The 14,768-nt window shown below is 44.9% G+C and carries 13 protein-coding genes; 5 read left to right on the plus strand and 8 right to left on the minus strand.

From position 1 onward, the window contains the following. Nucleotides 1-40: 40 nt before the first annotated feature. Nucleotides 41-799, minus strand: coding sequence for a murein L,D-transpeptidase catalytic domain family protein (locus tag CLV51_RS11735; protein ID WP_245898685.1), 759 nt, complete (start codon nt 797-799; stop codon nt 41-43). A 314-nt stretch (nt 800-1,113) separates the two neighbouring features. On the opposite strand from CLV51_RS11735, the gene CLV51_RS11740 reads away from it, so the two are divergent. From CLV51_RS11740 to CLV51_RS11750, 3 genes are all read left to right on the plus strand, one after another. Beyond that, nucleotides 1,114-2,823 carry a DUF885 family protein gene (locus CLV51_RS11740; RefSeq protein ID WP_106528218.1) on the plus strand — a complete coding sequence of 570 codons (1,710 nt, stop codon included), beginning with the start codon at nt 1,114-1,116 and terminating at the stop codon, nt 2,821-2,823. A 32-nt stretch (nt 2,824-2,855) separates the two neighbouring features. Next, complete coding sequence (locus CLV51_RS11745; RefSeq protein WP_106528219.1) at nt 2,856-3,635, plus strand: DNA-formamidopyrimidine glycosylase family protein; 780 nt, start codon at nt 2,856-2,858, stop codon at nt 3,633-3,635. 153 nt (nt 3,636-3,788) lie between these two features. Next, nucleotides 3,789-4,637, plus strand: coding sequence for a bifunctional UDP-sugar hydrolase/5'-nucleotidase (locus tag CLV51_RS11750; protein ID WP_106528220.1), 849 nt, complete (start codon nt 3,789-3,791; stop codon nt 4,635-4,637). Here the strand turns inward: CLV51_RS11750 and CLV51_RS11755 are convergent. From CLV51_RS11755 to CLV51_RS11785, 7 genes are all read right to left on the minus strand, one after another. Next, entirely contained in the window at nt 4,627-5,436 is an 810-nt protein-coding gene (locus CLV51_RS11755; protein WP_106528221.1) for an SDR family NAD(P)-dependent oxidoreductase, read from the minus strand. The two genes, CLV51_RS11750 and CLV51_RS11755, sit on opposite strands and share 11 nt — an antisense overlap. 13 nt (nt 5,437-5,449) lie before the next feature. Continuing rightward, nucleotides 5,450-6,343, minus strand: coding sequence for a phytanoyl-CoA dioxygenase family protein (locus CLV51_RS11760; protein WP_106528222.1), 894 nt, complete (start codon nt 6,341-6,343; stop codon nt 5,450-5,452). Between the two features lie 359 nt (nt 6,344-6,702). Further along, a complete protein-coding gene (locus tag CLV51_RS11765; RefSeq protein WP_106528223.1) occupies nt 6,703-7,296 on the minus strand; it encodes a nucleotidyltransferase family protein in 594 nt (197 codons plus the stop codon). Continuing rightward, nucleotides 7,296-8,450 carry an XdhC family protein gene (locus CLV51_RS11770; protein WP_106528224.1) on the minus strand — a complete coding sequence of 385 codons (1,155 nt, stop codon included), beginning with the start codon at nt 8,448-8,450 and terminating at the stop codon, nt 7,296-7,298. Before CLV51_RS11770 ends, CLV51_RS11765 begins: the two co-directional genes overlap by 1 nt. 26 nt (nt 8,451-8,476) lie before the next feature. Beyond that, entirely contained in the window at nt 8,477-10,687 is a 2,211-nt protein-coding gene (locus tag CLV51_RS11775; RefSeq protein ID WP_106528225.1) for a xanthine dehydrogenase family protein molybdopterin-binding subunit, read from the minus strand. Beyond that, nucleotides 10,684-11,664, minus strand: a complete 981-nt coding sequence (locus tag CLV51_RS11780; RefSeq protein WP_106528226.1) for an FAD binding domain-containing protein — start codon at nt 11,662-11,664, stop codon at nt 10,684-10,686. The genes CLV51_RS11775 and CLV51_RS11780 overlap by 4 nt, the downstream gene beginning before the upstream one ends. Further along, nucleotides 11,661-12,299, minus strand: a complete 639-nt coding sequence (locus tag CLV51_RS11785) for a 2Fe-2S iron-sulfur cluster-binding protein (protein WP_106528227.1) — start codon at nt 12,297-12,299, stop codon at nt 11,661-11,663. The genes CLV51_RS11780 and CLV51_RS11785 overlap by 4 nt, the downstream gene beginning before the upstream one ends. 175 nt (nt 12,300-12,474) lie before the next feature. Between CLV51_RS11785 and CLV51_RS11790 the strand changes: the two genes are divergently transcribed. Both CLV51_RS11790 and CLV51_RS11795 read left to right on the plus strand, forming a co-directional pair. Beyond that, a complete protein-coding gene (locus CLV51_RS11790) occupies nt 12,475-13,092 on the plus strand; it encodes an RNA polymerase sigma factor (protein ID WP_106528228.1) in 618 nt (205 codons plus the stop codon). A 574-nt stretch (nt 13,093-13,666) separates the two neighbouring features. After that, nucleotides 13,667-14,761 carry a FecR family protein gene (locus CLV51_RS11795; RefSeq protein WP_106528229.1) on the plus strand — a complete coding sequence of 365 codons (1,095 nt, stop codon included), beginning with the start codon at nt 13,667-13,669 and terminating at the stop codon, nt 14,759-14,761. The last annotated feature ends 7 nt before the right edge of the window (nt 14,762-14,768 follow it).

The raw sequence follows: 14,768 nt of genomic DNA on the forward strand, positions 1-14,768 counted from the left end.
CGATCTTCGCTTACAGCCGTAATTCGCAATTCGTAATTCTTTAAGAGGCAGTGCTGTCTTTCAGCAGAATCTTTGTATGTGCTGAATAATATTTATCCGGACTGTATAAAAACAGACAGGTACCATTCCTGATGCGCTCAATTACTTTGCGCTGCATGTTTTGAGGGATAGCGGGGCATCCCAGGCTGCGGCCAATATAACCCTGACTTTTCACGAGGCTTTCATTTACGTAGTCTGCGCTGTGCATAACGATGCCTCTGCTGAGGGCATTGTCGTTGATGCCGGCTTCTTCCCCTTCCAACCGGAGGGAGTAGCCGTGTTCACCGATGTAAGTATCGCCGGTTACATAAAAGCCCAGGCTGGTTTTAAAGCTGTTCAACTGGTTAGAGAATGTGTTTGCTATATCCTTGCCGGAGTTTCTGCCATGAGATACCAGGGTGTTGAAAAGTAATAGTTTGTTTTTGAGATCAATTACAAACAATCGTTTTTTACTGCTGGGCAATGAAAAGTCAATGATAGAGAGTACATCCGGATTCCTGATCAGGCCACTTTCTTCCAGGTGAGCAAAACCAAGCAACGCATTTTTGAAGGCTTCCCTCGTAAGCCCTGTAGTGTCCAGCCTCATATTATCGTATAGGCTTTCCTGTTGTACAGTATCTGTTTTAACAACGGAAAGAACCGGACGATTGGTGGCAGTTGGTTTTTCTGCTGATGTAAAAGTGGTAATCAGGAAGGCAAAACTACAAATGGTAAGGATGAAAATTAACGGTTTAACGATCTGCTTCTTTTTCAATTTCACGCCGTTCTGTTTTTATTGATTTTATAATTATGACATAGGGGGCGAAGATAACGTTTCTGTCATGGAAATAGCCTGTAAGTGGCCGTCTGAGCCTGCTGAAGCCCTGTTTTTTAACAAACGGTTCACATAGAGGAAAAATGTGTATAAGTGGCAACATTGGTTAAATACTTGACAATATCAGCATAGGAGTGTATTTTATGGCTTATATCTTTGAAGTATCGTTTTGTAAGAAGAGAAAACAACCATAAAATGGGTCGGTTCATGCTACCGGCCCTTTATTATTTTCAATACTAATATCTAATTTTCGTTTTCCCATGAAAAAGCAATTTTTTATACTGCTTATGCTATTAGTTGTCAGCGTACGGTTATTTGCTGCCGGAGGTGATCCGGTAACGGAGTTGATTCTCCGGGTACGTGCTGATGTAGAAGACCTGAATAAAGTATATATTTTTCGTGATAGTCCTGAGTACTATACCAGGCTGCGCACTTATTACAATAATACATTGCAGCAATTGAATAGCATTCCATTCAAACCATTGGATGTATCGGCACAGGTAGATTATATTTTGCTCAAACGAAATATAGAAGAGGAGTTGAAGAAAATTTCCGATGATGAAAAAGTGTATAACAGCTTGCTGCCGGTAATTCCTTTTGCGGCACCAATTATGACCATGCAGGAGCAGCGCCGGAGAGGCGATAAGGCAGATGCGCCACAAATAGCAGCTACGCTGGCCACTGTACAGGCAGCCATTGTTAAGGCACGCGCGGCTTTGCAGCAAAAGAATACACTCACGGCACCCATGGCACACAAAGCAGCAGATGTGGTAGATGAGTTGCGCAATGGCTTGAAAAATGTATATGATTTTTATTACGGTTATGATCCTTCTTTTACCTGGTGGGTAAAGCAGCCGTATCAGCGAACAGATTCCATGCTGGAACATTATGCTGATTACCTGGGCCATGAAATAGCAGATAAAGCGGATAAAACACTGGACGCTTCCGGTATAAAGGGAACGCCTATAGGAAAAGAAGCGCTTATAGAACAATTACAATTTCAAATGATCCCTTACAACCCGGAAGAGCTGGTAGCCATGGCTAACAAAGAGTTTGCCTGGTGTGATGCAGAAATGCTGAAAGCATCCAGGGCATTGGGTTGTGGCGATGACTGGAAAAAAGCGCTCGAAAAGGTAAAAGAAAATCATGTAACCCCGGGGCAACAACCTGCACTCATTCATCAACTGGCAGATGAAGCGGTGAAATTTGTAGAAGATAATAATCTTGTTACGGTGCCGGCACTGGCAAAGGAAGCATGGCGTATGTATATGCTGACGATGGAGCAACAGCGTTTTGCTCCATTTTTCCTTGGCGGGGAATCTATACTGGTAGCATATCCTACCGATGCAATGGATGAAAATACAAAAGTGATGAGCATGCGCAGTAATAACTATGCTTTTGCACATGCTACTGTATTTCATGAGCTGATACCAGGCCACAACCTGCAGGGCTTTATGAACAAGCGTAATAAGCCTTACCGCAGTATGTTTGGTACCCCGTTCTCCGTAGAGGGGTGGGCGTTATATTGGGAGATGTTGCTGTGGGACAAGAACTTTCATAGTACACCGGAACAGAAGGTAGGCGCGCTCTTTTGGAGAATGCACCGCTGTGCACGCATTATCTTTTCCCTGAACTATCACCTGGGTAAATGGACTCCGCAGCAGTGCATCGACTTTTTAGTAGACAGGGTAGGGCATGAACGTTTCAGTGCGGAGTCTGAGGTACGTCGCTCTTTTGAGGGCAACTACGGACCATTGTACCAGATCGCTTATATGATGGGCGGTTTGCAATTACGTGCATTACATCATGAGCTGATAGACAGTAAAAAGATGACGGAATTGCAGTTCCATGATGCGTTTTTGCATGAAAATGCTATTCCTGTTGAGATGTTCAGGGCTATTATTACGCAACAATCACTCGCACCTGATTTTAAAACGCAATGGCGTTTTGCAGATCAATTGTTACAGTAAGAAATGTTCGTTATTTTTATAAAAAAGAAGTCATGCCTGAATTACCCGATTTGCAAGCTTTTCGACGCAACCTGGAGAAAGCATTATTACACAAGAAGCTGGCATCGCTTACTGTAAAGAACGCAAAGAAAATGCATGCCACACCTGCGTCTCTCCGGTCGGCCCTGGAAGGGCAGCCATTGGAGCATATCCGGCGGGTGGGAAAGGAGCTGCATTTTGTATTTAAGAACGGTCATGTGCTGGGGATGCATTTAATGTTGCATGGTAAATTATATCTCTTCCAGAAAAAAAATGAAGAGAAGTATACCATTATAGAATTATTATTTGAAGATGGTACAGGTTTGGCGTTGACTGATTTTCAGGCACAGGCCGCGGTTACACTGGATCCTGCGGAAAAAACGGCTCCGGATGCAATGTCGGAGGAGCTGAATGAAAATTACTTAAGAACGCAGCTGGCAAAGAAAAAATCAAACATTAAAAAGTACCTTATAGATCAAAATAATATCCTGGGCATCGGCAATGCTTACGCAGACGAGATCTTATGGGATGCACGGATTTCTCCTTTTTCTATCTGCAATAAAATTCCGGCAGAAAATATTAAAGTGTTGCTGAAATCAATCAAAAATATATTGCAGGAAGCAGAGAAAAAAATATTGAAAAGCCATCCGGATATTATCAACGGAGAGGTGCGGGATTTTATGCTGGTGCATAATTCAAAACTGAAAGAGAGCCCCGGGGGTGCTGTTATACAGAAGGAGATTGGTGGTGGCCGGAAAACGTATTTTACAGCTGAGCAGGTGTTATTTGAGTAATGCCATCAGCTGTTTCCAGTTTTTTCAGATTAATGAAAAACAGCGTCAAATTATATATATTTATGCTGATATGCAATAAAAATATAAATTATTAGTTGCTTCGGTTTATATTATATCTTTACATCATTTTCTACCCTGAAAGTCTCCATTACCATGAATAATAATCGTCGTTCCTTTCTTCGCAATGCCTCACTGGCAACAGGTTTATTGCTTATTCAAAAGCCATTGACAGCTATTGCTTCAGTAGCCGAGAATGCGCGTATGGTTCCCGGCAACAGCAATGCATTGCTCATCAGGCATACAAATGACCTGTGTGGGGTATTACGTCAACGGGCATACGAAGGAATGCCTGGCCTGCTGGTAGATGCCGGCAACTTCCTGGATGATGCACAAAGTAGGGAGCAGCAGTTGCTGATGGTTAAAGCCATGAATAATGCAGGGTACCAGGTAGCTACTATTGGGAACCGTGAGCTGGCAAAGGGTACTGCACACCTGGCTGCCTTAGCAGCACAGATGCAGTTTGCACTCGTGAATTGTAACTACCAGTTTGCAGATGCGGCATTAAAAAAACAGGTACAGACATATCATATCGTATATGCGGGACCGTATAAAGTAGGCATCACCGGTGTAGGACCTATGCTGAAAAATGTATCCGGCGTGAAATACTTACCTCCGGTAGAAGCAGCCAGCCGCGTGGCAAAGCAGCTGAAGGAAGTACACGATTGTGATTTTGTCATCTGCCTTTCCCACTTGGGCTTTGAACAACCTGGAGCTATTGCTGATAACCAAACCATGGCAATTGCCTCTTCGCATATTGATTTTGTAATAGGCGGACACCAGGACAAAATGATTACTACCACTATCGTGTACCGCAATACTACAGGCAATGAAGTATACCTTAGCCAGGCTGGCACCAATGGCATAATGACCGGAGAAATGAAACTGTTGTACAATGATGAAAGACGCTGTGTAGGCATTGAGCCACGTAGCATCATGTCGTAAGTACTACTGCTCCTGTTTTTTCTCTTGGTTCATAAATATTGCCGGCAATTCTTTCTACAAAAAATTTCGGGAAAAATTTCGGTAGCCAGGCATTTAACTTGTTGGTAAAGCCGGGAATGATCTCGGCCTTACCTTTAAAAAGGCCGTCTACCGCAATCCTGGCCACACTTTCAGGCGTCATGTTGAATTTATTGGCGATGCTGCGTATGTGATCGCCCATACGTGCCCTGTTTACAAAATCAGTATCTGTGCTACCAGGACTCAATGCACTCACCGATACCGTGGAATGACGTAACTCATGCCGCAGTCCGCGTGTGAACGATAATGCAAATGCTTTGGTAGCTGCATAGATGTTCAGGTAAGGAACGGTTTGATAAGCCGTAGTACTTGCCAGGTTTAAAAGATATGCTTTCGGGAAACTCCGTAACACCGGAATGTAAGCATAGGATAATCCTACCTGTGCTTTAATATTTACATCAATAATGTTGAACTGCTCTGACAGCGTGAGTTGCTCAAATGCGCCATTGAGGCCGTATCCGGCGTTATTAACTACCACTGAAAGTTCGTCATGATATATGCTGCTCCACGTGGTAACGTTGAGCAGCGCATCTGGTTGCGACAGGTCCTGGTGCAGCGTATGTGCGTGCACGTGATATTGTGCAGCGAGTTGCTCCGCAGTAGCAGTTAGTGCAGCTGCATCTATATCTACCAGTAATAAATGATAATTTCTTTCCGCCAGTTGCGCAGCTATTGCTTTTCCTATCCCTTTTGCTGCACCGGTTACTAATGCGTATGACATACTTGTTATTTTTTTAGATAGATGAACTGTTAACTTTTGCCAGGCTTCCTTCTTTGCTTTTCACATTTACCCATTGCGGTCTGCCGCCATAGAGCTGTTGTTTAAGCTGCGCCAGTTTATGATAAAACGGTGTGGGACTATCAGCGGTTTTAGGCTGATAGGCGCCGGTGATAATAGGAATGTACATTACTCTTCTGCGGCTTTTTTCACCAGTGTAAGGCGATTGTTGTACGCGATGCCACAAACGACCGTCATGTACCGTAAGATCTCCGGCTTCAATAGCAAAACCAACTTCTTTTTTATCAGGATTTTTATCAATGAAATATTTTTTTCTGAATAATAATTTTAATAATCCCTGTTCATGCGTGCCGGGTAATACCCGCAGACCGCCATTATCCAGCGGGCAATCATCCAGGTGAATGCCTACGTTGAGCATAGGGAGAATGCGCGAGCCCAGGAATAGATCACGGGGGCTGTCGGTATGCCAGCCGAGTTGTTTGAACTGGCTTTCAGCTGCATTCACATAATGATTGATGACCAGGCCATCTTTTTCATTTTCACCAATTCTTCCATTGTAAGGGCCTAATAGTTTAGTGAGCGACAATAATCTTTTGTCTTTCAGTAACCCGCGCAATACATTGCTGTAATGAGAAGCAAAGGCTATACGTTGTATGAGTGGGCTGCCATCCACGTCTGTACCGAACTTCAGCGGGATACCATTTATTTTTTGAATACTGTTGCGCAATAATAATTGTTGTACATGTTGTACTTCACTGTGTATAACAGACAGTGTTTCTTTATCTAAAAAATTTTTAAACTGGATGATACCATGTTTTTGAAAGTACGCGAGATGTGTATCCGTTACCGCCTCGCCGAGGTGGAATACGGGTTGGTTGTTCGTTTTCATGACGATAAACGTTTTGTTGGCAGTGAATAATCAGTTGTTTAAATAGCTGTGTAGCGGCAATTGGTGGGGTGACCGCGGAGGGGAGTGGGTATTAACAACAATAACAGGATGCTACGAAAAGATGACCGTTCGTTGATGCATAGTACTGATGCAGGTTTAGATGTTGATGTAAATTTTTCATGGTGCAGTTTTTATTAGTCTACCATTCTTATAGACAAATATAATCCGTAACTTTTTATTTACAAAAAAATAATTTTTGGCGAGATAATAGCGCAGGAATACCATGCCTGGAAGCAGTGGATTCCGGAGCTTGTCAGGTATGTACTGTTGCGCCATCCGGTTAAGGCAGGGGCTTTGCTTTAGGAGTCAGTCAGCAGCCGTTCGTAGTCGCTGCTGGTATCAATATCAATGGCGCCTTGTGGAAAGTCGAGTGTGGCTACGTGGTGAGGGTGTTGTTGTAATATTATTTTGGCGCCTTCCTGTCCGCTGAGCAATTGTAAAAGGGGAAAGTATGTTTTGTCGAATAACACCGGTGTACCAATTGTATTATTATAGGAACAGGCCACTATCCCTTTTCCGGAAGTAGTTTTCAGCGCGTGCATATTTTGCAGCAACGCAGGATTGATAAATGGCTGATCGCAGGTGAGCAGGAAAGCACTACTCACGTGAGGGGCTATACGTAATAATTGTTGCAGACCGGTTTTTATAGATCCTGCCATGCCAACCGGCCAGTTAGGGTTTACCGTTACTGTTACCTCTTCCGTTATAAGCTGCTGACTGATTTGCGTAGCATAAGCGCCCAGTACCACTATTACAGGGCTACCGCCTGTTTGTTGTGCAGTATGTACCACATTTTGCAACAGGCTTTTATTTTGGAACAGGAGCTGTTGTTTGGGTGTACCCAATCTTTGTGAAGCACCTGCTGCGAGGATAATGATGCCGGTAGTTTTCATCAGAGATGTTGTTGTAAGATGATTTGTTGTTCGCGTGGATGGATAGCGGTGGTCTTCTCCCGCAGGCAAGTACCTGTTGTAGCAGACAACACCGACTTTATTTCACTAATGACAGACAAGGCTATTTCTTCCGCTGTTTCTGCGCCTATGTCCAGTCCTGCTGGTCCGTGTATGCGTGCCCGTTGTTGCGGGGAGATAGGTATACCGTTGTCCTGTAATTCTTCCAGCATACGCTGTAATTTTTTAGCAGGCCCCAATACGCCTATGTAAGGTAAGGATAGTGGGAGTAATTGCGACAGCAGTGCGAGGTCATAATTGTAGTTATGTGTCATCAGCACTACTGCTGTGTTGTTATCCGTTGTTACCTGTGAAAGCACCTGTGCGGGCTTAGCCACCAATACCCGGGAGGCTTCCGGAAAACGTGTTGTAGTAGCGTAATTAGGGCGACCATCTACCACAGTGCTTTGCCATCCGAGGAGGTTGGCCAGCTTCACCAGGGGCAGCACATCGTTGCCGGCGCCAGCAATCAGTAATTGTGGTGCAGGCGGCAGATAAGCTGTTAAGGCGGTGAAATTATTTTGTGCAGCAATATATGTTTTGATAACGGACGTTTGTGTTTGTAATGCCTGTTGCGCATCTGCTATGACAGCTGTTTGCAGGGCATCGTCTGTGATGTGGTGCCGGAGTGTTCCGTTAGCGGTCAACAGTAAACAGGTACCGGGTTGCGGTGCTTTCCTGTTATGTAATGTACACAAAGTAACCAGTACAGCCGGCGCGCGGTTACCGGCTATTTGTTGTAACAGTGCTACCGGGTTATCAGGATCATTTGCACCTACCGGTTCCAGCAGGATGTGAATGATACCGTTACAACCTAATCCTACGCCCAGTTTGGCGTCATCGTCATCATTTGTATCATAGGTTACCAGCATGGGTTGTTGCTGCATTATCACCAGCTGTGCTTTGCGGAGGGCATCACCTTCCAGGCAGCCGCCGCTGATGGCGCCGATGAGTGCACCATTTTCTGTTACCAGCATGCGGGCACCGGGTTGCCGGTAGGCAGAACCTTCTACATGCACCACTGTTGCCAGCGCAGTTTTAAGACCCTGCCGGCAAGCAGTGTGATATGCTTTCACAATATCTTCCAGTTCTTTCATATCGACTTTTTATTTTCCAGCAGTGATTATATTTCATTTTTTTCCTGCATCACTTTATCCGGTGTAATAGGCAGGTCGCGTATACGTTTGCCGGTAGCATGAAACACGGCATTGGACACTGCGGCCGCAAAGCCTATCAGCGCTATTTCGCCCATACCTTTGGCGCCCATTGGATTGATGTACGGATCTTTTTTATTGATGAACAGTACATCTGTTGGAGGTACATCTGCATTTACAGGTACGTGATAGTCTGCGTAATTGTTATTCACAAAACGACCAAAGCGATGATCCATGATCGCCTCTTCCGTTAGTGCCATGCCAATGCCACCTACCACGCCACCAATCATTTGGCTGGCGGCAGTTTTGCTGTTAACGATGGTGCCTGAATCAGCTACACTTACCACATGTTTAATGCTTACCACACCGGTGGCAGGATGTACATGTACTTTAGCAAAGTGTACAGAGAAAGAGTACATGGAATATTTTTTTCTTTCATCGCCACTCTGAGAAGTAGTGGTAACGAGGAGTTCAGGCAATGATTGCTGATGCAAAACTTCCTGGTAGGAAATTTTTACCGAACGATCGGATGTCAGCAGGAGTTGTCCATCTTCATAAATAATATCTTCGGGTTTAGCATTTTTAAATGCAGGAAGATGATTGATCGCGAGTTCTCCCAGTTTTTGCTGTAATGTTTTACATACATCATTCACCACGCTGCCTACTGTAGAAACGGTAGATGAGCCGCCTTGTCTGGGTGCTTCAGGGTAAGCAGATTCTCCCAGCAGGAATGTTATTTTTGCCGGGTCGATACCGGTGGCATCGGCAGCAATCTGCACCATGGCGGTGGCGGTACCCGGACCAATATCTGCGGCAGCACTGCGTAATACCAATGATCCATCGGCTTTTAAAATAGCGTTGGCAGTAGCTTTACCGCGATATGCACCAAAGGCGCCGCTACTCATCCCATATCCTACCAGCATATCATCTTCTTTCATAGCGCGGGGCTCCGGATTACGCTGGAACCAGCCAATCTTTTCCGCGCCCATCTGGTACGCCTCTTTAAGGTATTTGCTGGAGTAGGGAAGATTTTTTTCAGGATCTGTATCTGCATGATTGCGGATCCGAAATTCCAGCGGATCAATGTGAAGTTTGTAGGCCAGTTCATCCATGGCCGACTCCAGCGCAAAGGCGCCGGTGGCTTCACCAGGGCCACGCATCCAGACTGGAGTGCTGATATTGAGTGGTACCAACTGGTATTTTGTATTTACATTAGGGCAGGCATACATGAATTTACTCATACCTACGATGCCTTCTGTAAAATCTTCATAAGGAGATGTGATCGCCACTGCTTCATGTGTGATGCCGGTGAGTTTACCATCTATAGTAGCGCCTATGCTTATTTTCTGTGTTGCCTGTGGGCGATATCCTACCAGTGTAAACATCTGTTCCCTGGTAATCACCAGTTTCACCGGTTTGCGTATTTTTTTGGCGGCCAGTATAGTAGCCACTTCCAGCGGCCATACACGTAGCGCCATACCAAATGCACCACCTACAAAAGGAGCATGCACTGTAATATTTTGCTCCGGTATCTGGAATAGCTCTTTAAGTGTCTGTTGCACACTTTTTACGCCCTGTGTCTTTGCATAGAGTGTGAGAGTATCCGGCGTATCCCAATGTGCAACGATGCCTGCCAGTTCCATGGGATTATGTACTTCAATGGGCATGGTGTATTCCGCTTCCAGGGTAACCGGTGCTTTTTTCCAGGCATCTGCTTCTCCGCGTACATAATCTTTCATGCCATTGTTTTGGAATGCTTTGTCCATGTTGTTGGACATCTCCGTATGGTGCGTTTCCTGGCTGTACAGTACCTGTACCAGCGAAGCCGCGTGTACAGCGCGTTCGAGGGTATTGGCCACTACAATGGCTACTGGCTGACCGTTAGAATAAATACGGTCATCATTAAATATTTTTAATCCCTGTTTAGGGTTTTTGTTTTCCTGTTTATAGCCGGGTACCGGCGGTGCATTGAGGTGGGATACAACATCTGCCACACCGGGTGCGCGCAGGGCTTTAGTGGCATCAATACTTTTTATGTGGCCGTTGGAAATGGGGCTGCATACCAATGCAGCATAGAGTAAGTCTTCCAGCTGATGATCTGCAAAGTATTTAGCGCCACCGGTTACTTTCAGGCGGCCATCAACGCGGTCCATGGACTGTCCTACTTGTTGCTTTTTCATATAGCAGCGGCTTTTTGTAATGCAGTAATAATGGTGTTATGCGCCATAGGTATTTTGAAAGCATTGTGTTTATATGCTATAGCAGATGTCATTGCAATGTTGGCGGCTACACGAAAATTTTCTGTTGTGGGTGCTTTTCCTATCAGCGTTTGTTCTGCTTCCCGGAGCCGCCATGGTTTGTGTGCCACCCCGCCCATGGCCAGTCGCGCGCCCCGGATGATATTATTGCTGATATCCAGTGCAGCGGCAACAGATACGAGGGCAAAAGCATAGGAAGCGCGATCACGCACTTTCAGGTAGTATACATTTTTTGTAAATGCATTTGATGGAATTTCTACTGCTGTGATAATTTCTCCTTTGCCGAGGGTGTTATCAGTTTGTGGTGTGTTGCCCGGCAGGCGGTGAAAGTCGCCAAAAGGAATGCGGCGGTTGCCTTTGGGGCCTGCTACCAGCACGGTAGCATCCAGGGCAGTTAAGGCCACGCACATATCGCTGGGATGTACCGCAATGCAGTCGCTGCTGGCGCCGAAGATAGCATGCATACGGTTGATGCCGCCGATAGCGCCACAGCCGCTGCCGGGTACACGTTTATTGCAGGGCATCGTAGTATCGTAGAAATAGCTGCAACGGGTACGTTGCATCATATTACCGCCTACTGTCGCCATATTGCGCAGTTGCTGTGAAGCTCCTGCCAACAGGGCCTGGGAGAGCAGGGGATGATACGTTATTACCAGTTCATGGGCGGCGAGCTCACTGTTAAGTACGAGTGCGCCGATGTGCAGGATATCTTTATTGAGTTGAATATCTTTTAGGGGTAGCCGGTTGATGTCTACCAGCTTTTCCGGTATTACTACGCCGTTTTTCATGAGGTCGAGCAGGTTGGTGCCGCCAGCAATGAATCGTGCGGAAGTGTCTTTGGCAACTGCGTCTATTGCGGCTTTCAGGTTTGATGGCCGCATGTAGGAAAACTGGTTCATACTGTTTGCCCTCCTTGTTTTACTTCCATGATGGCATCCACAATATTGTCGTAGGCGCCGCAGCGGCAGATATTGCCGCTCATGAATTCGCGTATTTCAGCAGCGGAGCCGGCATGGCCTTCCCGCAGACAGGCAACAGCAGACATGATTTGTCCGGGTGTGCAGTAACCGCACTGGAAGCCGTCGTGCTTAATGAATGCTTCCTGTACCGGATGCAACTGTTCGCCGATGGCGAGGCCTTCGATAGTAGTGATTTTTTTACCTTCCTGCATGACCGCCAGGGTTAAGCAGGAGTTGATGCGCTGGCCGTTTACATGTACCGTACAAGCCCCGCATTGGCCGTGATCACAGCCTTTTTTGGTACCGGTGAGGTTCAGCTGTTCCCGTAGCAGATCCAGTAGTGTTACACGGGGTTCCAGCGATAAATTGTAGGCTTTGCCATTTATTTCCATGCTTACCGGTACCTTTTCGAAGATAGCGGCAATGGCTTCATCGTTTTTGGCCGCTTTCATTACCAGCGGGGGAGCCAGTGCCAGTGCCATCATGGCTGATGACTGCTTTAGAAAGTCGCGTCTGGCTTCATACTTCTCCTTTTTGTGCTGACAAGACTCTTGGTTGTTGGGTTCCTGTGACATTTTACACAAGGGTTTAATTCACTAAAAAGATAGGTAGAAATTCCCGGATTTTATGCTTCTGTGATTTGAATGATATTTGATTGAGTCCCAAAAAATATCTACATTTCCTATACTTTAACGTTTTAGCCAAGCGTTACTTTATACCAAAATCACGATTGCTGTAAAAGATCCACGAATGCTTGCAATGAAAGACGAGATTTTCAATGAAGATGCTTTATGGAAGCGATTTAAGGCAGGTGATAAAGCGGCTTTTTCGCTGATTTACCGGGAGTATACTGTGCACTTGTTTCAGTATGGATTCCGGTTTTGTGACGACCGGGAGAAGTTGAAAGACATGGTGCATGATCTTTTTATAGAGCTATGGAATAGCCGTGATACGGTGAGCGACCAGGTAGCTATCCGGTTTTATTTATGCCGGAGCCTTAAATACAAATTAATCCGTTCCAACTATCAATATCGTACTGCCACCGACCGGCGGAATAAGTATCTTCATGACAATTATCAGGACCAGGTGGAGTCTACGGTGGAGGAACGAATGATAGATACAGAAATAAATGATTCCCGAAGTGTATTATTGGATAAGGCAATAAAGAAATTATCCCGGCGGCAACAGGAAATTATCACACTGCGTTTTTACATGGGTTTTACCAACGCCCAGATTGCAGAGTTAATGCATATGAAGTATCAATCTGTCAGCAACCTCCTCTACAGCGCTCTTGGGCGGATTAAGGAAACGCTGCAAATATCTCCGTTTGCGGTGAGGTTACTGGAAACTTTCCATCTTTTTTTATAGGTCTGAACTGTGATTATTATGATTAGTATGATTCTCCTGATTAGCGGAGATTGTCTGAACTGTGATTTTTATGATTGATATGATTATCCTGATGAGCGAAGATCTCAGCGGATATTGTCTGAACCAGGATTTTTAGGATTGAATGGATTACCTTGATGGGTGCCGAAGACCAAATGAGAGATTTTCGCGTATATCTCTGATAATTAAAACAACATAACACCCATCAAGGTAATCCATTCAATCCTAAAAATCCTGGTTCAGACAATATCCGCAAACATCTCCGCTAATCATACCAATCACGGTTCAGCCTTCGCTACAATCTTCGCTCATCAGGATAATCATACTAATCATAAAAATCACAGTTCAGACAATATCCGCTAAGATCTCCGCTAATCATACCAATAACGGTTTAGCCTCCGCTACAATCTCCACTCATCAGGATAATCATACTAATCATAATAATCACAGTTCAGACAATCTTCCAAAAAAAACTTTTCATTTTTTGAGTATAAAGTGAATGACTTTGTCATTTGTTATTAACGGGTAATTGATTGCCTGTTAATAAAGTCGTTGCATGAAGCATTTTAGCGAAGACACCTGGGAGTTTATCCAGGATGATCGGTTTATACAATGGGTTTTGCACCCGGATGCAGCGAATGCAGCTTACTGGGAACAGTGGATAGCAGCACATCCACACCGGCAGGATGCAATAGAGAAGGCTAAAGCCATGGTACTGTCGCTGAGCAAAGTGCAGCAGCCGGCAGTGGATGGGGCTTTGCTGGAGGAGGTGTATGCTGTTTTAGACAAGCATATGATGGAAGAGCAACCGGCCATGAAGGCTGCACCGCAGGTACTGACGGCGGCGGTGAAAACAAACTTCCGTTACAGATGGATAAGCGCCGCTGCCGCTGTAGTAGCGGGTATGGTGATGGTATCTATCTATCTGAAAAAAAATAACAAACCACTGGTAGCCGCAAAAATAGAGAGCTATATAGAAAAGGACCAGGTTATACGTACCAACAAAACACCCGATAACCAGGTGGCTTATTTAACAGATGGTTCTACCGTTGTATTAAAGGCGGGTGCTTCTATTCAGCATACTACTTTTTTACAGCATCCTAAACGGGAGGTGTATTTGAAAGGAGATGCCTTTTTTGATATCGCGAAAGATGCCCGGCGGCCTTTTTTTGTATATACGCCTAAAGTGGCTATCTGCGTGCTGGGAACAAGCTTTAATGTAACGGAAGAAAAAGGTGGTAATCTTACTATTATGGTAAAAACGGGTAAGATATCCGTATATGATCTTGCAGATAATAAGCAGCATGGTTATATAGTTACTCCTAATCATAAGATTCGTTTTAATGCCCGTACAGCGGTGTTTGTGGCTGACTCGCTAAATATAGCAGATGCACAAAATATACCGGCTGCTGTTAATATACCACCATTTACTTTTGAAAATACACCGGTAACAGCCATATTTGATGCGCTGGAAACAGCCTACAGTATTAAGATTCACGCAGATGTAAACGTGTTTGGAAAGTGTATGGTGACTACTACGATGACGAATGAAACGTTTGAAAATAAGCTGAAGATCATTTGTGCAGCTATTAATGCCACCTATAAAATCAGTGGGGGCCAGGTATATATTACCGGTAAGCCCTGTAGTTAATAGTATT

This window comes from Chitinophaga niastensis (assembly GCF_003014755.1).
Taxonomy (GTDB): domain Bacteria; phylum Bacteroidota; class Bacteroidia; order Chitinophagales; family Chitinophagaceae; genus Chitinophaga; species Chitinophaga niastensis.